Raw genomic sequence first — 20,715 nt, 5'->3', positions numbered from 1 at the left:
CTTTTATAATTGCTTTTTTAATACAATATGTTTCTTATGAATCTTCAGTATCTTCCAGATACTGTGAAATATTCTTATTTTACGGTCTTGGATTTACACTAACCAGTGGTTAGCAAAGTGTAATTATATTGTTACTCAAAGGGATATTTATCCATTGGTGATTCACATTGTGAAATTATATGCAAAGTCCTTTCTATAAATTCGGTTTCCAAATTTTTGCAATTTCTCATATAAATAGTTTTAAGGCTAAGTATTTCTAAATTACAAAAAGAAAAACACATTACATTCGTGATAATAGATTAAAATAACCTCTACTATATTATAAATATCGGAAACTTAACAATTACTAATTATTTTAGTTAACTTTGTTTGTAATTATAGGAATTTATTGTTCTTTGTCATAAGTTAAAGGTTACACATGTGTAAGGGTCGTTGAGATTTCTGTTAGAATTAATGCCTATGGCAGAATCGTGGCAGCCATTAAATATATACTTAAAATATAGGTTTATTGTGAATTGGAAGGATTAGTTCGAATCCCTCCCTTTCCGCAAAAAAAACCGTCTTTAACACTGTTAAAAACGGTTTTTTTATTTTAAGTGTTATACCAGCACCAAAATCAAACCAAAAGAGGAGACGTTCTATTAGAATTTCATCTTACAAAATCCCACGTATAATAAGAGCCAAATCTGGGGAGTCGTTTATGAATACGAAATTCTGAGGTAGCTTAATGAGTTTAAAAAAAATTTACGTTCTTCAAGGAAGTAGAAATAAACTGAGTTCACAATCTTCAGGAAAACGAAATAGTTGCCCCAGTGAAAAGTACCTCTTTATACCTCGTTAGTTGTCTGAGTTAGTTGTCTAAATTTTGACTTCAGACCCTAAGATATTCAAATCAGTATATAACTTAAACAATTAACTTTATAATTCTTTTGTACACTTTCGTGATAAAAAGAATATACAGCGCCTGTTAATTTTTATAACGGGTTTTGTTGCCAATTTAAAGTCGGTCTATCAAATTTCTCGCGCATTTTGTGCTAATATTTTTTTATAATATATTAATATATGTTTATATTTAATTGATCGTACAAGCTAATGTTAATTAATTTTTAAATGAAAAGGATAATTCAAGAAGAACAACTTGTCAAAACTGGAAAGATGAAAAAAGACCCATTCACTATGTCTGCAGATGAAAAGATTCAATGGAGGCAAGAATTGCAAACGAGCATTCGCTCCTACTTGTTTTCCCGTGAACAGCCGTTGGTTTATAGCAAGGATGGCCAAATGGTTGAAGAGCATAGCGATGGGACAATTCAAAGTATCTGATCATGGCAACAATATATGTGATAACTGGTCCTCCTCATATTGGGAAAAGTACTTGTGGGCAGTATTTCATTCCCGAAGGGATCAAGATACTTGACCCTAATCTCTTTGTTCAAAGCTATGCTGCACTTGGTTTAAAATATGGATATAGGAGATTTGAGGAACAGCTGTTGGTGCTGTTAGGTAACGACGAAGATTTTGCTGTGGAGATCAATATCGTTAATAAGACACATCTTCAAATGCTACAAGATATTAAAGCCTTGTACCCTGAAAATAAGATTGAAATGATCTTTTTTTACACCGATAATATGCATATATGCCATGCGAGGTCTAAAGCTAAGAAAAGTACTAGTTGTTACTCCAGTACGGAAAAAATAACTCATCTATATATTCATACCATGCCGCTTGTGAAAAGGCATCTAAATCTCTTTTCCTCTGTTAAGGGGGTCGATATAAACGAAAATTACATGGTACCTGAAACTGTGTTTAAATACCAGGATGCTGTTTCAGAGATCGAGGTATCTACACATCTCCCCATATGGGCTCAATGAAAGAACATCACATTGGCTTGAATTCTATCATTGTTCGGCTTTTCCTCAAGTTGTCATCGGGTTGACTTCGAAGAAGACTAAAAGTAATGGACTTTCGCTTATTGTATTTATTAATTAAGTAGAATATCTTTTATGCGAGCAAGCCCGTGTGATGAATCGCTAAAGATTATCTTACCATCTCTGTCAATGACAATATATGTTGGAAAAATAGAGACCCCCAACTCGAACACGATAGAATTTTTTTTTGATTCATATCCACATAAATCTAGGGCCAGTTCACTCCTTTTTCATTTAATATTGTTTTCGCCAAATCAAATTTATCCCCTTTATCGAAACAAACCCCAACAAAAGAAGCTGTCAATTTTACTTCTTCAACGATTAACTTTGTTTTAGGCATAGCTGATATGCATGGAACACATCAAGTGCTCCAAAAATATAATACAAGGTATTTTGAAGATGGATTAAAATACTGACTCAATTCCTAGTTTAATGACATCCATTTGGAATAGTCTAATTGGTTTTTCCTAAAATTAATCAAAAAATTATTATTTTCAGGAAAAATCATAGAAACCAATATTCTCTTTAAAATTTTATCACATAGATAGGACCTGAAGTAAGTCAATGGTGTATTTATTACTATATTTGGGGATAAACCGAACATAAAAAGCATGGATGACCTCAACTTTCAACTTACTCTTAGACCGACATTATACGCGGATTTAGAAACACATTATCAGTTTCAGCTTGATGAAGAAGCAAATTATCTCGCGGCTTTTACCTCAAGTAGTTCTTCAGATAAGAAAGCTTACCTTGAGAAGTATGCTAAATTTCTCAATGAGCCAAGTATAAACAATCAAACGATTCTGATTGATCGGATAATCGTGGGAAGTATTGCTAAGTTTGTTATTGAAGGTGATGCTGAGATCACTTATTGGATTGACCGAAAATTCTGGGGACGTGGAATTGCAACAAAGGCACTTAAAGCGTTTCTTTCAATTGAAACAAACCGTCCTATTTATGGGCGCGTCGCTTTCGATAATCTCGGTTCCCAAAAAGTATTGGAAAATTGTGGTTTTGTTAGGGTTGGTACAGATCGCGGTTTTGCTAATGCACGCCAAATAGAAATTGAGGAATTTATTTATAGATTAGATTAATGAGCGATTTGATCAGTCTATTTTTATTACCAGCTCCCCCTTCAGTCGGTTTCACACTTAGGTTTCGCGTCCCTAACAAGAATATCCCAATCTTAATAGAGCTTATTGTATATACTACTAAACCGGCTATTTAGGATCGCTTTTATCTGAAAAGATCGCCTGTAATTTTTCTTCTAAATCTTTCCCCCTGAGGTTGCGGTACACAATTTTTCCTGTAGGATCCAACAAGAAGCTTGCTGGTATGGAATTGATGCCATAACGTTTTGCTGCTTGGCTATCCCAACCTTTTAAATCAGATACTTGTGGCCAGTTGAGTTTATCATCTGCAATTGCTTTGACCCATTGTTCGCGTTGAGCCGCTTTATCCAGGGATATACCTAAGATTTCGAATCCAAAATCTTTGTATTTATTGTAAAGCGTTACAAGATTTGGATTTTCTTCACGGCATGGTCCACACCAACTAGCCCAAAAGTCTACCAATAGATACTTTCCTCGGAATTCAGATAATTTTAGACTTGTACCCATTTGAGTTTGAAGTTCGAGATCGGGGGCAACCTGTCCAACTTTGGTCCTGATTGACGATTCTAACTGCATGGGTATCTCTTTGGCCAAAGGATAGCTTTTGAGCTTCTCAGCTAAATCGGCATATATCCTTTTAACCTCTTCCATAAATTTCTCCTGTCCAGCAACAAAGGATAAACTGATTAAACTAAGGTAGGACGATGGATGCTGACGAGCAAATGCTAAGTGAACACGATATAGGTCATCCATTAATCCTTTTTCCCGATCAATATAAGCCTCCCGTACTTTAGGATCGTTTTGTTGATTGGCTGAAAGTGCATAAAATTCTTTATTAAGTGCTGTAAAGTTATCATCTACGGAGCTACGCATCTTTTTAAAAGCATCTTGGTCGAGATTAATTTGAGATCCACTGATCGTTATATTTTTCAAGGAGTCGCTTGCTTGCATTTGCATAGTGACAGGCTCAAGGTAAAAACGAAAAAAATCCATTTGCTCATTGCGAGAGGGTCTATTTACATAAGGATTTTTATCGAGATATAGCGACGATGAAACAGGATAGTCTACCGTCCCAGAAAATGAAAAATTTCCACCTCTTGAAAAAGTGGAATCAACAACAGACTTACCTTCTATTTCGTAGATCAAAAATACTTTGGAGCCGTCCTTCAATTGAGGTATTACCCCATTGATCTGATAGGGATTTTGTCCACAAGCGAGGAAAGGAAGTATAAAAACCGCTATTAATAGCAATCCTGTCCATATTTTCATAATATAGCCTATTTTTCGGTAATTTACTATCATAAATATACGCAATTTCTCTGTTCTGAGCCTGTTACTATTTTCTTTAATCCATGCCATATCCCCCAATAAAACAACTTGACACCTGTTTTCTGCCTCAAAAAAGTAATGGACAAGTTATTAATTTGTGTGTTTTACCAAACTTTTGCATCTTTGTGTATTAACACCAATATTTAACAAAATCACCTTTATATTAACTTAAAGCTGTAAAATGCAAGACGAGATCATTAAGCACACGAAGAAAATTTATAAAACCGCAAAAGAGCCAAAGCATAGCCTCTCTGAAAAACTGAAAGAAATATCCATTGAGATCTTCATTATCGTTTTTGCAGTATCACTTTCTATATGGCTTCACGGCTGGAGTGAGCATCGGCATGAACAACAAGAAGTAAAAGAATTTTTAGAAGATCTAAAAGTCGACCTCCAAAAAGATGTCCACGACTTGGAAAAGCAAAATTCCTACTTGACAAATACAGCTGAAGGTTGTAAATTTTACGGAGAACTGAACCAACAAAAAATTGATAGCTTGGTGAAAGTCAACCCGAATGACCGTATTAAGATGAACCTTAATCCGATCTTTAAGATCAGAAATACCGGAAATTATGAAGGATTCCGATCTAGTGGGAAAATTGGTCTCATCAAGGATCGAAAATTAAAAACAGGAATTTTGGAATATTATCAAACCGTAGTGCCATCAAAAGACGATTGGCAAACCTACTACAACGCATTGGTTTTTAAGCTCGCCGATGAACTAGTATCCATTCCTAATGCAAATATAAATCCCGATATGATGTATAAAGCAGTTAATGCATCGCCAAAAGTAAAAGGAATCCTTATCAATGCAGCATCTCAAGCAAATATGATTATTCAGCTAAATAATCAAGTCATCAAATCTGCTAAAGAAATCATTGCCGAAATTGAGCATAATAATGAATAAATCGGTTTCGAATGAGTGCATAACGCCAAAAAAAAGACAGCTTTTAAATTTTTAAAAGCTGTCTTTTTTTTAATTTGTTATAGAAATTATCCCAATGAATTTTCATTAGTATCAGTCATCGATTTCCATACGCATTTCCAGAAGATTTGGTCTAAATCCTGCCTTTGCATAGGCTTTTTTTGCACTCGTATTTTCTTCATAAACCTGAAGTCTTACTTCTGAAATATTTCTTTCTTTTGCCCAGTTGATCAATCGATGTAAAATCATTTTGTTGATACCCTGCCCTCGATATTCGGGTTTAACAAACATAAATCCGAGGTAAGCATACTTTTCATATTTTTGATAAGGTTTTGCATCCAATAATCTCGCATATCCTGATCCGACAACTTGATCGTCAACAATTGCAACAAGAACTTCAGCCTCCCTGGACCTGATCAGTTCTAGGAGATCATAATAATGAATTTCGCCTAACTTCAATGTATTATCAAAAGGTCGTTCAGCTTCAACAATTCCTTGTTCAAACTCGATTAATACATTGATTTCGCTTTCTTTTGCTTGTCTGATGATTATTTCCATAATTAAGAATCTACGTCTATTATTTTGCCTTTTGTTGGCTATATCCACTGTTTGCAAATTACAAAACGAATAGCAACTATAGTATTATTTTTCATATTTTAAGTTCTTGTAGAAAGGAACTTAAGAACCTTTTTGCCTTTTCAAATACAAGTTACATGTTTTATCACTTATAACAGACGGCCTATTTATCAAGAACATACTCTCGTTTTTCCAATACCCCATTTTTGTATAGTTCAGTATAAACCAACGGGCCTCTTTTTCTTGTGTTGATTATTGGTTCCCCCGTTTCTTCATTATATTCTTGCAATAATTTATAACACTTCCATTTCCCATCAGGAAGACCTCCTTTATACCTTGCTTCCAAGTACGTATACGAATCTGTAAATGATGGATATTCTTGTAAATCCACATACCGATTTGCTTTAAATTCTATCCATTTTCCTTCTTTGTGGTGATTTTTTATTGAGCCCTGTTCTTCATCAGTTTTATATAAACCATTCTGAGCATAGTATCTGACAAATACTCCGTTACGTAAAAGCTGAAATTGATAAACAGGTTTTTGTCTAAAGGGATTCTCATTAAACTCATAATCCCGCAATGAGATTATAAAATTTTTATCTATATAAAATAATGTATAGTTCGTGAATCCCATTTCTCCCTCATGATAAAGATATATTCTTTTTACATCAACTGGATTCCCATTCTTTACTGAAATTAGATATATTTTTTCCACGAATGGTTCGTTATAACGGACTGCATTATATACAGCTAAAAAATGCAGCGAATACCCCCTATAACGGATAAAATTAGAGGCAATTCCAATCTGACTATATTCTTTGCCGATAGCTTGCTCAAATGGAAAAGAAACGTCATATGCTTCTGGTAGCACCACGAGATCGTTTTTGAGTAATTGCTCAAATTTGAGCGCATAAAGATTTTCTAAGCCACGATGATCTTGTATAGCAGACAATATGGAGTCGACAGGCAGTTGTTTTGAAATATTTGAATAGCCAAATGGAAGCGCTATGCAGTTTCTTTTATCCGCGTTAAAAAAGGTAGATCCTTTAACAAATACAGGTATATTTAAGCTCTTATTTTCCGTTTGTGCTTTGCAGTAGTTGGAAAGAAGCATAAACAAAAGAAGGATAAAAGTATCGTTAACTTTATTAAGCATAAACTTTTTATTTGTTCACATTGATCATAACATTGCTCCACAAGTTTTAGGACAAACTGAGTCGGAATCCCCTACTTAATCTAAAAAGCCACCTCCTTAGCTTTTTCTAATGTTTCTTCGACATTTTTACATAAAATCTTGGGAATAAAATCCTCTCTTGGTATTCCGTTGATATGATACAATCTTTCAGTCGGAAATTGGAATCCAATTTTTGTTTCTGTGAGACGGAAATTTGAAATTGCGCCTAATAGTCCCGCCATAGGTGTGCCAATAACTGTAGCTCTATCTAGCGCGTCAAAACCAATAGCTATCCCTTCCCCCATACTTCCTGTCCAGTGTCCCACGAGGATATACAAATTACCCTTGTAGGTTTTCTTACGTGGACTTACATACTCTACCCAATGTCGTTTTGTGCCATAATCCTTCTCATCAAATTCGTGAATCTGATAAGGCAGAACTTTATTGACAAACCGCCCCATAATAGCCCTCGCAACAGTTGAATTTCCGCCGCTAGGAGTTTCAGTCAAATCCAAAATAAGGTTTTTATTAGAAATCAAACTGTCAAGAGCTTTATCAAATTCACCGATCAAGTTGTTATTCCCCAATGAATTATTGATTTTGACATACCCCGTGTTTTCATTTATAACTTTATAATACAACAATTCATTCCTATTGGCATAGCTCACTGGTTCAAATGTTTTGCGTTCTCCGTTTTCAACTACGGTAATCACTCGTTTTTTATCGTGAGTTCCTGCAAAAAGCATATCTAAAGCATACTGATACATCTTTGGACTGTGATAATCTGTAAATTGAGGTAAGAAACTTTTTAACTGTTGATCTATTGATACTCCGTTGAAAAGAGTTACTTGCATACCAATTTTTAACCCAGCTAAATCTGCACCAAAACCTTTTCTTAAGTCTTTTATTAAATATTTGTTCTGATCTTTTTCGATACGTATGTCGGACCACGATGGAATTAACCTGTTTGATGTATTAAGATTTATGCTTAATGATGAATGTCCATTGTACAGCTCATTCAACGTATCTTCAAGTAACTGAATAAACTCGTTGTCGTTTGTAACTTTTTCTGCTTGTGCTGAATAAATCTCTTTGACTTTATTCCAGTCGATATTTTGACTTTCTAAATAGGCATAATGTTTATTGATGTCAGACCAGAACTCGTAAAAATCCTTTTGATATTTGGTTTGAGCGAAAATGTTATTCTCTGTTAAAAATAAGAATGCTATTGTAAAAATAGCTTTAGTCAATAGGCTTAATTTCATCGTTGTGTTCTTGAATTGGTATTTCATTGGTTCAATCGGTAGCAAAAATAATAAAACCATCGTTAAAATAATACGGACCCATTTGAAGGTACATTACTTTCTCATAATTCCATCGCATAGATTTATAACTTAGAAAATCGTAATTTTGTGATTCAGCAACTAAACTACTAACATCCCATAGGAGTTTTGATAATGATAAATTTGGTAAGCTCTTTACCATTGTCTTTAAGACGACATGTGATCCGTAAAAAATACCGGCTTACGCTGACTGCTGATGGATATTCAGTTGGCGATTTTACTTTAGCCAAAAGTTTAAACCATTCTTCACCACAGCGCTCTTTTACCTTTTGTCTCAACTCGTCCATAGACACGCTGGGAAAGGCTGTATAGTCCTGATCGGTATATTCGTCACTAAAAAATAGTCCATTCCTATTTTGTTTTAAAGACTTCCAGTCTGAGTTAAAATGTTTCCAATCAGTAAGATCACAATGAGGCCCTTCGTTCATAATAGTTACGCTGGTTTCATAGCGTTGTTCCACCTTCAAATCACTAATCTGATCATTTAAAATAGAAATATAACTTCCCTCGATGCTTTCTCCGACTTCTGCATCGATCTCTACCGTATCCCTTTGTAGCTGATCCATCTTTTCTGGATCAAGAATGGCCATTCCTTGAATCGAAACAACAAATTCATTGAACTTTATTGATGTCGTAGCTCTACCGTTATTCGTAGTATTTGAAGTTGGAACTATATCTATCTGCTGCTGGGAGGTTGCTACTTCTCTGTCAATAGGATGCTCTGATTGCTTCACATCTCGTTTTTGTTGGTGTATGTTAGGGTTGTTACAAGAGCAAATTGCAGCAGTTAAAATGATGATATTATGTCGTATTTTCATAAAGTTTTTAAGAAGTAAAGTAGATACTACTTTACCTAAATAAATTGATCCGTTATTACTCAAGTGATCAGCAAGTCACTATACCTTACTTGGCGTTTTCTTGGCTTAATCGGGCAGTGTAGTATGCAAACTGCTTGCTGTTTTCATTGTCAATTTTCTTAAGCGTATAAGCTTTTATGACAATTGTCGTATTATCGACCCATCTGATATTTTCTACTGCCCAATTGTCCGTTTCAAAACTGTTGTATTCGGAAAGTTTGATCCGGAAAGGAGCTTTTCCACTATGGACGGCAAGAACCCCAATGAAGCAACTATTCGAAGTATATACCTGATTGTAATAGTAAGCAAGAAAATATCCGTTGGGAGAAGGGATAGGTATTTCAACTGCACCGTCGCCAATTGAAGCAATTGTCTGCTGAGTACCGTTGACGCTATCGAGTAAAACCAAATCGCTAAAACCTAGTGATTCGGAAACATGATTGCTTACGAGAATATGCATTTTGAGTTGGCGAAGATAGCCTTTATACGCCCAGCCCCGAAATCCATCGCCTTGATTTGCTGAAAAACTATATTTCTTGAACTTTAACTCGCCTTTGCCAGTTTGAATCAGAAGGTTTTTTCCTTCAACAGTAGGAGTTTTATTGACAATATTATTGGAGCTAATTGCTTTACGATAGTTTTCTATTGTAGCCGTATTGAATACTAATTTAGGAAGGCTATCATATCGATCTCCATAACCTACTGTTAAATTTGGTATAGATTGACCGTAAACAAGGTTTATCGAAAAAAGAAATATCAACATCAATTTCATATTTATTTCTTGATTTTAGTAACAGCAGGATTCTATGTGAGATGACCTTCCCTGCACCGCATGACAAAATAGATCAATTATTCATTAAAAAATTAAATTTTGAACTGATTATATTATAAAGATAAGTCACAAACCACAAAAGTTAAAGACCATTTAATATTTGCATGCTGCGATTTATTATTCGCTAATTTTTTTAGAGAAGAAGATCTGATGCTGTTGTATCGTTATGCAACTCTCCTACTTTATTTCAACAATTGATTCGCTTGAAAACGAGGACTTCTACTTAGCGTCATCCTCCCAACAGAATGGCAAAAACATAGGATAATAGTGGATTTTTCCCAAACAATTGCGAATTAAAATGTGGTTTACAATGATGTTTTCTATTTACGGGATTTGCAGATTGATCAATTTCGCTTAAAGACTGTCTTCCCTTCTTTGATGGTTTCAACTACTTTGACATCCCGTAATTTTCTGGGGTCAATTGTTAGCGGATTCTGATCCAAAATTACCAAATCAGCTAGTTTTCCTTTTTTAAGAGAGCCTTTATCTTTTTCTTCCTGATACTGATAGGCGGCATTGATCGTAATTGCTTTGAGCGCGTCTCTTACATCGATACGTTCATCAGCACCCAATAACATTCCCGAACGTGTCGTCCGGTTGACCGCAGCATACACCCCAGTCATTAGATCGGGAGGTGTTACTGGACTATCATGATGGATGGTAAACAATATTCCTGCTTTTTTTGCTGATTGAGCTGGACTAATAAATGCCGCACGTTTGGGGCCAAAAACACTTTGATAGTGCCAATCCCCCCATAAATAAACATGGGACGAAAAATATGAAGGAATAACACCGATCTCTTTTATCTTGACAATATGATCGGGTCGGCTGTTCTGCACATGTATCAAGGTTGCCCTAAGCTCAGGCTTATAAATTCCTTCGGTTTTCAATTTGCCGATCACACGAAGCGCTTGATCAATAGCCGCATCGCCGTTAACATGTAATTGCGCTGTAATATCATTTGAAAACACTGTTTTTAAATCATTGTAGAGGGTCTCGTCTGAAAAAATTGGAAAGCCTTTGTAATCGGCCGATTGGCCTTCTGGTGGAACGAGGTATGGTTCTGTCAACCAGGCTGTCTTCCCTTGAGGTGAACCATCGTCCGAAAATTTAAATCCACCAAATTTCAAGTGCTTTTCGTATTTCATGTAATTAGTTTTAAAGGATTTCCATTCGGCTTTGTTTGCTTCAAAATCTGGGAAATAAACCACGTCAGCCTTTAAAAGATTTTTCGAAGCGGCTTCCTTTAACAGGCCAACACTCACTCCCATCGAACGTCCGTCACAGATGGTTGTCTGACCATAACTAAGCCATTCGTCCTGCGCTTTGACAAAATCTTTTAGGGATTGGGATAGTTCATCTTTTGCCTGTTTGGGCTTGGGAATCATATCCGTTAACTTCACCAACGCGGCGAAAGAGGCATTTTCTTCCAGTTTACCGTTTAGTCGATTATCAGGGCTTCGGCCATAATGCCCTCCCTCGGGGTCTTTCACATTTTCGGCAATACCTAATAACTTCAACATGGCACTATTGACAACGCTTGCATGACCAGAAGCATGAATGACAATAATGGGATTTGTGGTACTGACGGCATCCAATTCCTGACGAGTCGGATGACGATGCTCACGCATGATGGCGTCATCATAGCCATTTCCTAATACTGGGACAGCCGCCCCTAGTTTTGTTTGCTTAATAAATGTTAATAGCGCCTCTTGAAGATCGGGTATTGAATTAACGGTACCGTATGGACTTGGAGATAAATCTATTGCCTGTTCCATCCCTGCTCTTGAAGTGATATGACCATGGGCGTCAATAAATCCAGGCAATAAAGTTTTTCCTTTTAAATCGATCTGTTTGGTATTTTCCCCTATATAGGGATCTGTTTCTTTCCGGTTACCAACGAAAAGAATCTTTCCATCTTTTAATACTAAAGCATCTACTTGAGGAAGATCATCTTCCATCGTTACAATATTTCCACCAAAATACAACGTATCCCCTTTTTGCTGATCGCTCTTACAGCTTAAAATAAAAAAAGATAAAAAGAAAAATAGATATTTCGTAATTATTGCCATGTGAGAGGTTAACTGTACTAATGAATAACAAAAGAAAACAGTTAATTGTTTCGCCGCGCTTTGGAGAGGAATAGCCGGTAAATGCTTTGTGTTCGGTGATCAACAGATCGTCGACCTAACCGCGAGCATCACTTTGATGAACGCACAGAACCGACTGCAGATCAGTTTGGGGATGAAGATTAAAATAGCGGGTATTGAAAAGCCACTAAAAATGCGCATCTAGATGCGCATTTTAGATTAAAGCAGAATCGGTAGCAGTTGATTCAGACTTTCTACCTGAAGAAAATTTCTTGGTTTAACCTCATCACTAGCTTGCTCATGTGTCCAGGTCACATGGTAAGGGACATGTATTGCCTGCCCTCCCAATTCCAATACTGGCAGCACATCGGAGTTGATCGAATTTCCGATCATGATAAAATTTTCGGCGGGGCATTCAATTTTGTTCAATAATTTTATGTAATCCTCATTTTTCTTGTTGCTCATTATCTCCACATGATGGAAATACTTTTGGAGCCTCGATTTTTTTAGCTTTCTTTCTTGATCCAAAAGATCACCTTTTGTGGCTACAATTAATTTGTAATGTGCACTAAGCCTTACCAGCGTATCTTCGACACCTTCCAATAATTCAATCGGCATCTTTAATAAATCCTGTCCAATCGCTATGATTTTGTTTATTGTATTCAGCGATAGCTGTCCAGCCGAAATCCGGCTGGCAGTCTCTATCATACAAAGAATAAAGCCTTTCACACCATACCCATAGAGGGACAGGTTATTCATTTCTGTTTCAAATAATTCTTTTGATACTGCATGCTGTGGAAGATAATTTTCCAACAGTGCACAAAAATCATGTTCTGCTTTTTGAAAATATGGTTCGTTTATCCATAATGTATCATCTGCATCGAATGCAATGACTTTAATGGCAGTTTTATTGATAATCATTCTAATTTTAATTCAATTTAGGTAGTTTACTTGATCTTAATGCTATTATATTGTTCCCATAACCCGGTCAAGTTTAGGTCTGAATCATATACGGCATTAAAAGCAAACAGTTTTCCCTTAGCCACATAATCATAAATATAAAGATCGGTTAAAGGGGTCGGAATAGATTCCAGTTCGTCTGCAGAGATCCATTCGAGGTCACCCTCATTACAATAGGGGGCCTCTACATATTCGATATCGGATACATATACGTAGCTGATCCAATTGTAATTGATCGGTGATGTTTCGGTTAACATGCCACAAAATTGTTTTGAAGTGATATGGATTCCTGTTTCCTCCATGACCTCACGAATCACTGCATCGTCCGGGTTTTCAAATGGGTCTAATTTCCCACCAACGGGAACATACATATCTTTATTGGGTTCTTTAAGGCGCTTTAGCAATAGAAACTTATCTTTATTTCTTAATATACATAGTGTGGCTACTCGCTTCAAACCTGTCACTTCATTGCTCATCTCTTTTCTGTTTGTAACAAAAATAGAAAATGTTGCGAGAGTCTTCAAGCATTTTTAGCGAATTCATTCAGTTTATATCTCCTAAGTGACGACTTGGGTATCTATCTCATCGGCATAAATCGTGTTGGTGACAGCTTTACCACGAGGCGAGCTAATATTCCCTATGTACTCATCTTTTATTTTGAATAGCTCTTTAAGAGGATAATATGGTTTCAATATTTTACGGACTTAGGCTTATAACTTCGTATAAATGGGAAAGCCCATTATCCGATGTACTATTGGCATAATGGGCTATATCTGTAAAATAGATATGAATTATAGGGGTCTTAAATGATAGGCTTTAGGCTGAACAAATGCCCGAATACCTTGAGCCGACAAAGTTGAACCTAATCCAGAATTTCTCCGCCCGGACCAAGGTACATTAGGGCTTACCCTATCGCAGCAGTTCCAATATACTGTTCCTGTATCCATTTTGCCAAGGATGTTCATTGCTCTGTCCTGATCGGAAGAAAACACTGCTGCAGTAAGGCCATACGTCGTATCTTGCATCAGCGTTATTGCCTCCTCGTCTGAAAATACCTTTTGTATACCTATCAACGGACCAAAAGTCTCTTCACGCATAAGTACCATATTGTGATTACAATGTTCGAATACAGTTGGGGCATAATAGTATCCCTTACCTTCCAATACATGTCCACCCAACCGTAGTATTGCTCCCTTTTCAAGGGCATCTTTCACCTGCTCTTCAAGAACGTCCAGTTGAGCAGCTCTGGTTAAAGGGCCAATAAATGTATCTTCAGCACATGGATCGCCCACCCGATAGGACGCTACCTCCTCAATAAATGCCTCGACAAACTGATCGTATATCTGTTCTGAAACATAGATGCGTTCAACAGCACAACAGCTCTGCCCATTGTTGTAGAAAGCGCCCTCAGCGGCCGACACTGCCGCCTGTTTTATATCTTTGACATCTTCAGTGACATATAGTGGATCCTTCCCGCCTAACTCAAGCTGGACTGGAACTAATTTATGTGCTACGGTCTTGGCAATATGCACTCCTGTCTTATAGGATCCAGTAAAAAAATAGCCGTCCAATGGCAATGATAAGATATGCTCGCCAATCCGCCCATCTCCTACAACACAATGAAATACATTATCAGGTACGCCTGCCTGATAAAGATATTTTGCAAACTGCAAGCCTGTCAACGTGGCAAATTCAGAAGGTTTATAGAGAACAGCATTGCCCGCAACCAAGGCATAGAGAAAAACATTGAAGCCGACATTATGAGGAAAATTCCATGCAGAAATATTGGCAATTACACCAAGTGGTTCATATCGAATATGTTCTAGCGTAGCGCCATCACGCACAATAACTTCTTCTGAAAGCCATCTTTCAGCATTTTTTCGGAGATGTTCAATGCGGTTCTGTGCTCCGTTAATTTCATTAAGCGATTGTGTTATGGGTTTGCCCGTTTCTTTGGTAAGAATCTCTGCAAGCTCCTGTTTATTTGCCAAGATCAGCTGCCCAAATTGTATGATGCACTCTAAACGATCCTTTAAAGGAACTTTTGCCCATGTGTGCTGTCCTTGCTTTAGTAAGGATAGTGTATTTTCCAACTCAACTGTTGTGGTGGAAGGCAACGTTGCCGCTACAGCGCCAGTTGCAGGATTTCTAATTTCTATGTTGTCTTGCATGTTCAATAAAAACATTAAAAATCAAATTTTCATCTAAAAGTATTCCCTTCTGTGTTTGGGAAAATTCGGGATGCCATTGAACACCCATAACTTTCCCGGTCGCTTCTTTGGTATAACCAAATGCCTCTATAAATCCGTCCTCCGAGCGCGCATAGACTTCGAGATCACGGCCGAGATCTTTAACAGCCTGGTGATGTACCGTGTTGACCAATGGATTGGCAACATGGCCATATAGTCTGTCGAAAAGTGTTCCTGGCTCTATATGGACCGGATGATTGATTGTATCATATAAACTTGCTGAGCGATGAACAGCCGAATGAGGAAGCTGACTAACGATATCCTGATACATTGTACCTCCAAAATAAACGTTCATCAACTGAAATCCCCGACAGATGCCTAAGACCGGCTTATGATTTCTGATGGCATAATCCAATATCTTTAGCTCGTATTGATCCCGATAAGGATCCCCTTTCCAGGGGCCGATAGGTTCTTCGCCATAATGTTGAGGAGCTATATCGCTTCCACCTTGAAGAACTATACCATCCATCTGTTGTAAGATGTCCGTTAATAATGATTCTTCAAGATCCGGCAATAATATAGGAAGAACACCTTTTTTACTTATCCATCGAGCCATATCATTTTCCATATAACTCAGTGATTTGTGGCCAAAGACCGTCCTCTCGGGGTCTGGATAAAAAAAACAGGCACTAATACCGATTTTTAACATATCATTTTCCTTCGTATGCGGTTTCATAAATTGCAAGAAAATCTGCTTTACTAACAGGCTTGGGGTTCGATGGGTGACAGAAATCTGCAAGCGCAAGTTCTGATAAAGGTTCCAAATGTTCCTTTTTTACGCCAATTGCGGATAACTGTGTAGGCAGTCCCAAACCTACATTGAGGTCAAACAGATAGTCCACAACCTTGTCTCCAGCATTGTTGCCAAGCCCCAAAGCCATGGCCATCTTATCGAAACGATCTTCAAAACCCGCATAATTAAACTGCATGCCATAAGGAAGATTTACCGCGTTGGCCAGTCCATGATGAGTATCGAGGAGCGAAGAAAGCGGATGCGCTAAACTATGAACGACTCCTAATCCCTTCTGAAATGCAACAGCTCCCATCAATGATGCCAAAAGCATTTTAGAACGCGATTGCAAGTCAGATTCTTTTGTAGCGCACTCAATCGAAGTAGCCACCATGGCCATTCCTTCAAGCGCAATACCATCACACATCGGATGGTACCCTTTGGCCAAATATGCTTCCATATTGTGGGTAAGTGCGTCCATTCCCGTTGCCGCCGTAATAAACGGTGGCAGGTCCATTGTAAGCAAAGGATCGGCAAATACAATTTTTGCCATCAATCTCGGACTAAACAGAATTCGTTTTTTCTTGGTTTCATCTTCTGAAATAATAGCACTACGGCCCACCTCACTCCCAGTCCCAGCGGTCGTAGGTACAGTAATCAATGGTGGTATCTCATTGGTCACATAGATATCGCCTCCGATCAGATCGTCGTAATCAAATAAATCACGATGGTGATTTGCGCGCAAGGCAATTGCCCGTGCTACGTCGAGTGCTGCTCCACCGCCAACGCCAATAATTGAATCTCTATTTTGCCCTCTAAAGACATCTCCTCCCAGGAGGACATCAGATTTTACTGGATTTTTGTGCAAATCATGAAAGACAATAACGTCGATCCCTTTGTTCGTCAGCTTTTGTTGAACTTCCTTAAAAAATGGCAGTTCGGCAATAGTCGGATCCGTTACTAATAAAGGGCGACTAAGTCCATTGGCCAATAAATAGCCTGGGAGCTCGTCGATCACTCCAGCACCAAAACGGATCGGTGTAGGAAAATTAAAACCATAAATTTTTGCTGTATCCATCGTTCAGTTATATAATTTCAAAATATCTTTTTGTTTCCCAATCTGTTACTTGCTCTGAAAATTGTCGCCATTCCCATAACCTTGATTTACAAAAATGATCGACAAACTTTTGGCCAAACAACTCGGATGCTATTTGCGATTGCGCCATTCGAGTGGTCGCATCGTAGAGATTTCTTGGTAATACGCCATGTTGCAGATCTTCATAACCATTTCCGATAGTATGTCGATTGTCCAATGGCAATTTATGTTTGATACCGTACAACCCGCTAGCCAAACATGCTGCTATGGCCAAGTAAGGGTTCACATCTGAACCGACAACGCGATGTTCAATGCGTGTGGCTTTGGGACCACCTTCGATGACGCGGAGTGCTGTGGTACGATTATCGATGCCCCAGGTCAGGGTTGTAGGTGCCCATGCTCCTTCAGTCAGCCTTTTATAACTGTTAACAGTAGGCGCCAATAACGGTAGAATATCAGGTAAACAATACAATTGCCCAGCAAGAAAATGCTTCATCAACTGGCTCATTCCGAGTTCATCTTCTTTATCATTAAAGAGGTTACTCTGTTTGTTGAGATCCCAAAGACTTTGATGCACATGGCCGCTGCAACCTGGTAAATCCTTTGTCTGTTTAGCCATAAAACTCGCGGTAATATTATGTTTTTTCCCAATTTCTTTAACGGCAGATTTAAAGAGCGTAGCCCTATCAGCAGCTTCAAGAGCATCACTACATTGGATAGCAGCTTCCAGTACACCTGGCCCGGTCTCCGTATGTAAACCCTCAAGAGGTACGCCGAATCTTTCGAGCATGGCTAAAAGATCCTGAAAAAAGCCATAATTGTCGGACATCCGTAAGATAGAATAGCCAAACATACCTGATGTGATTGGTGTCATATCTCTAAAACTATTTTGGGAAGAGGCATCATTGGCTTTCACGAAATTAAACCATTCAAATTCCTGTGAAAAAATTGGTTTAAATCCAGCAGTCTCCGATTGTGAAATTATGGTTTTAAGGAGAGCTCTTGGACACACATTTTGGTCCTGAGAAAGCGGAGATTCAAAATCAGCTAGAAAAAAGGGAATATCCTCCTGCCAGGGAATCTGTCGAAATGTATTTCCATCAATACGTGCCGGAAAATCGCCGTATCCCGTATGCCAGCCTGTAATTTCCACATTGTCATAAACCTGATCGTTAACATCCCATCCAAACACCACCGAACAAAATCCAAATTCATTGTCCAGTGCAGAGATAAACTTATCGCGATGCATGAATTTTCCACGTAAGACCCCGTCTATATCTGCAACGGCAACTTTAACGTGAGTACTTGTGCATGCTTTTAGTTTGGAAATAATTTCATTTTTAGTTATCATAATTCGATGGTTTTGTCCTTGTCAAGGAAGATTAGGAAATAAAGGTATGATATGATGACAAGCCCAAAGAATAATAGAGCTGTCAATGGGTTATAATATATCATTGCGATGAGACACACGACAGCGATAATCAACGCAATCGCTGGAAACAGCGGATACAACGGAACTTTGAATGGGCGTTCCAAATCAGGTTCCTTTTTTCGCAAGGCAAAAAATGACCACATGGATATAATGTAAAGACAGATTGCCCCAAAACATGCGATGGTAATAATGCCTGCGGTCTTCCCGGTCAATAATGCTATGATGCCAATAGCCATATTGATTAAGAGTGCATTGGCCGGAGTCTTAAATCGTTGATGTACTTTTCCAAGAATCGACGGTGCATAACCCACTCTCCCAAACTCGAAGGTAGCTCTGCCACCAGCAAGAATGATACCATGAAATGAGGCTATAAGACCCAATAGGCCAACACCTATAAGTAATTTATAAAGAATATGGCGATTATCAATGACGTGCGCAATAGCAAGTGGCAACGGCGAATCTGACGGTTCAGTACTTCCGACAGGATAGACAACAGCCTCCCAACCGCCGACACCCACCGCCGATAAAAATGTAATGATACAAAGCACAACTAAAGTCACTATGGCCGATCCAAAACCGATTAATACATTTTTCTGTGGATTGATAGTTTCCTCAGCGACGTTGGCCACACCTTCAATAGCGAGAAAAAACCAGATAGCAAACGGAATAGCAGCAAAAATGCCAGAGAACCCATTGGGCAATGCGTTGTGCTCAAGGTTAGAGAATTCGAAAGCCGGAAATGTAACGCCTGCAAATATCAGTAATTCAATAACCGCAAGAACAGTTACAACCAATTCAAATGATGCAGCGAGCTTAACCCCCAGTATATTCATTGAAGTGAAAATCACATAGGCCCCAATCGCAAAAATAAGATAGTCAACCGAAGGATGCAGTAAATGTAGATAAGCACCTATAGCAGCGGCAATGGCAGGCGGTGCAAAAACAAACTCGATATTTTGTGCAATACCGGCGACAAATCCCAAATGCTTGCCCAGCCCTCTATTGGCATATTCAAAGGCTCCGCCAGCCCTAGGAATCGCACAGGCCATCTCTGTATAGCTGAAGGTAAATGTAAGATACATGATAATAACGAATACTGTAGCAATGGCCAATCCCAATGTGCCGCCTTCCGCCAAACCGAGATTCCATCCAAAATACATTCCCGAGATAACATAGCCTACACCTAATCCCCATAACATAACAGGACCAAGGACTTTTTTTAATTGAGGCTCACTCATAATTTTATTTAGGTTGGTAAATTGATAGTAATTAACTAATCTAAATTTACTACATATAGTTTAAATGATAGTGTTATATATCTGTAATTATAGCTATTTTAGTAAAATAATATGGTTAGATATCATTTACTAGTATATACGATCTAACTATAGTCTTAGATATACTTTTTTTAGATTTAATTTACTACGTTTTAGATTTAATTTACTACGATCATGAAATTGGATGAGAAAGACCTCTTGCTTCTGGACCTGTTGCAACAGGATGCTAATATAAGTAACAAGGAAATATCTGACCGTGTTAATTTATCGATGACTCCCGTATACGAACGCATTAAGAAATTAATAGCAACCTCTGTTCTTAAGCAGAAAGTCTTTCTGCTGGACAGAAGAAAACTTGATCTTAATCTAATGGTGCTCGTATCCATCAGTATGGAAAAACATTCCAATGAAAGTGCCTTGTTATTTATGGAAGAGATACAAAAATTTCCAGAAGTAGTCGAGTGTTTTCACGTAACGGGCGCATTTGACTATCAAATAAAGGTCATGGTTAGGGATGTCGATCACTATCACGAATTCAATTTTAATAAACTGGCAACAATCAAGGGAATCAGACATATGGAAAGTTATTTTGTGATGAAAGAAATCGTGAATACTACTCGTCTCCCAATCTTTCTTTGATAATTTAGTCTAGCGTATTTTGGATTTCAAATGATTCAGCTTTCCGATTATGCACTGATGACTCTCCTAATTGAGCCTCCCAAAATTGATGGATTTCATTGGTATAGCAACTACACTTAGGCAATGGTTCATACCTGCAGAACCATGCCCTTTGTATATACAG

The 20,715-nt window shown here is 37.8% G+C and carries 19 protein-coding genes; 5 read left to right on the top strand and 14 right to left on the bottom strand.

Translation table 11 applies throughout. From position 1 onward, the window contains the following. The first annotated feature begins 1,110 nt into the window (after nt 1-1,110). From ACHWSC_RS20075 to ACHWSC_RS20065, 3 genes are all read left to right on the top strand, one after another. A complete protein-coding gene (locus tag ACHWSC_RS20075; protein ID WP_075992629.1) occupies nt 1,111-1,323 on the top strand; it encodes a hypothetical protein in 213 nt (70 codons plus the stop codon). A gap of 2 nt (nt 1,324-1,325) precedes the next feature. Continuing rightward, nucleotides 1,326-1,871 carry a hypothetical protein gene (locus tag ACHWSC_RS20070; RefSeq protein ID WP_394677930.1) on the top strand — a complete coding sequence of 182 codons (546 nt, stop codon included), beginning with the start codon at nt 1,326-1,328 and terminating at the stop codon, nt 1,869-1,871. A 668-nt stretch (nt 1,872-2,539) separates the two neighbouring features. Then, on the top strand, nt 2,540-3,025 hold the full coding sequence (locus ACHWSC_RS20065; RefSeq protein ID WP_120334396.1) for a GNAT family N-acetyltransferase: 486 nt from the start codon (nt 2,540-2,542) through the stop codon (nt 3,023-3,025). Between the two features lie 126 nt (nt 3,026-3,151). Here the strand turns inward: ACHWSC_RS20065 and ACHWSC_RS20060 are convergent, their stop codons facing one another. Then, nucleotides 3,152-4,312, bottom strand: a complete 1,161-nt coding sequence (locus tag ACHWSC_RS20060; protein ID WP_394677929.1) for a redoxin domain-containing protein — start codon at nt 4,310-4,312, stop codon at nt 3,152-3,154. Nucleotides 4,313-4,553: 241 nt separating this feature from the next. Between ACHWSC_RS20060 and ACHWSC_RS20055 the strand changes: the two genes are divergently transcribed. Further along, nucleotides 4,554-5,279 carry a DUF6090 family protein gene (locus ACHWSC_RS20055; RefSeq protein WP_088161567.1) on the top strand — a complete coding sequence of 242 codons (726 nt, stop codon included), beginning with the start codon at nt 4,554-4,556 and terminating at the stop codon, nt 5,277-5,279. A gap of 111 nt (nt 5,280-5,390) precedes the next feature. On the opposite strand, the gene ACHWSC_RS20050 is transcribed toward ACHWSC_RS20055, so the two are convergent. The 13 genes from ACHWSC_RS20050 to eat all read right to left on the bottom strand — a co-directional run bounded on the left by ACHWSC_RS20050 (nt 5,391) and on the right by eat (nt 19,874). Next, entirely contained in the window at nt 5,391-5,855 is a 465-nt protein-coding gene (locus ACHWSC_RS20050) for a GNAT family N-acetyltransferase (protein WP_120334447.1), read from the bottom strand. Between the two features lie 181 nt (nt 5,856-6,036). After that, the gene (locus ACHWSC_RS20045; RefSeq protein WP_394677928.1) at nt 6,037-7,029 is read right to left on the bottom strand and encodes a hypothetical protein; all 993 of its coding nucleotides are present in this window, start codon (nt 7,027-7,029) and stop codon (nt 6,037-6,039) included. A gap of 80 nt (nt 7,030-7,109) precedes the next feature. Beyond that, nucleotides 7,110-8,339 carry a S41 family peptidase gene (locus ACHWSC_RS20040; protein WP_394677927.1) on the bottom strand — a complete coding sequence of 410 codons (1,230 nt, stop codon included), beginning with the start codon at nt 8,337-8,339 and terminating at the stop codon, nt 7,110-7,112. A 140-nt stretch (nt 8,340-8,479) separates the two neighbouring features. Then, the gene (locus ACHWSC_RS20035; protein WP_201671358.1) at nt 8,480-9,124 is read right to left on the bottom strand and encodes a hypothetical protein; all 645 of its coding nucleotides are present in this window, start codon (nt 9,122-9,124) and stop codon (nt 8,480-8,482) included. Nucleotides 9,125-9,293: 169 nt separating this feature from the next. Continuing rightward, on the bottom strand, nt 9,294-10,010 hold the full coding sequence (locus ACHWSC_RS20030; protein ID WP_394677926.1) for a hypothetical protein: 717 nt from the start codon (nt 10,008-10,010) through the stop codon (nt 9,294-9,296). A 413-nt stretch (nt 10,011-10,423) separates the two neighbouring features. Continuing rightward, nucleotides 10,424-12,151: an amidohydrolase gene (locus ACHWSC_RS20025; protein ID WP_394677925.1), complete on the bottom strand. Its 1,728-nt coding sequence runs from the start codon at nt 12,149-12,151 to the stop codon at nt 10,424-10,426. 237 nt (nt 12,152-12,388) lie between these two features. Further along, the gene (locus tag ACHWSC_RS20020; RefSeq protein ID WP_394677924.1) at nt 12,389-13,090 is read right to left on the bottom strand and encodes an HAD family hydrolase; all 702 of its coding nucleotides are present in this window, start codon (nt 13,088-13,090) and stop codon (nt 12,389-12,391) included. Nucleotides 13,091-13,116: 26 nt separating this feature from the next. Next, nucleotides 13,117-13,605 carry an NUDIX domain-containing protein gene (locus tag ACHWSC_RS20015; protein ID WP_394677923.1) on the bottom strand — a complete coding sequence of 163 codons (489 nt, stop codon included), beginning with the start codon at nt 13,603-13,605 and terminating at the stop codon, nt 13,117-13,119. 315 nt (nt 13,606-13,920) lie between these two features. Then, complete coding sequence (locus ACHWSC_RS20010) at nt 13,921-15,300, bottom strand: aldehyde dehydrogenase family protein (RefSeq protein WP_394677922.1); 1,380 nt, start codon at nt 15,298-15,300, stop codon at nt 13,921-13,923. Beyond that, on the bottom strand, nt 15,278-16,054 hold the full coding sequence (locus tag ACHWSC_RS20005) for a gamma-glutamyl-gamma-aminobutyrate hydrolase family protein (protein ID WP_201668364.1): 777 nt from the start codon (nt 16,052-16,054) through the stop codon (nt 15,278-15,280). The genes ACHWSC_RS20010 and ACHWSC_RS20005 overlap by 23 nt, the downstream gene beginning before the upstream one ends. Beyond that, complete coding sequence (locus ACHWSC_RS20000) at nt 16,029-17,186, bottom strand: iron-containing alcohol dehydrogenase (RefSeq protein ID WP_201668363.1); 1,158 nt, start codon at nt 17,184-17,186, stop codon at nt 16,029-16,031. Before ACHWSC_RS20000 ends, ACHWSC_RS20005 begins: the two co-directional genes overlap by 26 nt. Before the next feature lie 7 nt (nt 17,187-17,193). Further along, entirely contained in the window at nt 17,194-18,555 is a 1,362-nt protein-coding gene (locus ACHWSC_RS19995) for a glutamine synthetase family protein (protein ID WP_394677921.1), read from the bottom strand. Then, a complete protein-coding gene (eat, locus tag ACHWSC_RS19990) occupies nt 18,552-19,874 on the bottom strand; it encodes an ethanolamine permease (RefSeq protein ID WP_394677920.1) in 1,323 nt (440 codons plus the stop codon). The genes ACHWSC_RS19995 and eat overlap by 4 nt, the downstream gene beginning before the upstream one ends. A 213-nt stretch (nt 19,875-20,087) precedes the next feature. Between eat and ACHWSC_RS19985 the strand changes: the two genes are divergently transcribed. Then, nucleotides 20,088-20,552: an Lrp/AsnC family transcriptional regulator gene (locus ACHWSC_RS19985; RefSeq protein WP_394677919.1), complete on the top strand. Its 465-nt coding sequence runs from the start codon at nt 20,088-20,090 to the stop codon at nt 20,550-20,552. The last annotated feature ends 163 nt before the right edge of the window (nt 20,553-20,715 follow it).

The organism is uncultured Sphingobacterium sp., assembly GCF_964277905.1.
Lineage (GTDB): Bacteria > Bacteroidota > Bacteroidia > Sphingobacteriales > Sphingobacteriaceae > Sphingobacterium > Sphingobacterium siyangense.
The sequence above is the reverse complement of the archived record's forward strand: the minus strand, read 5'-3'. Positions and strand labels throughout refer to the sequence as shown.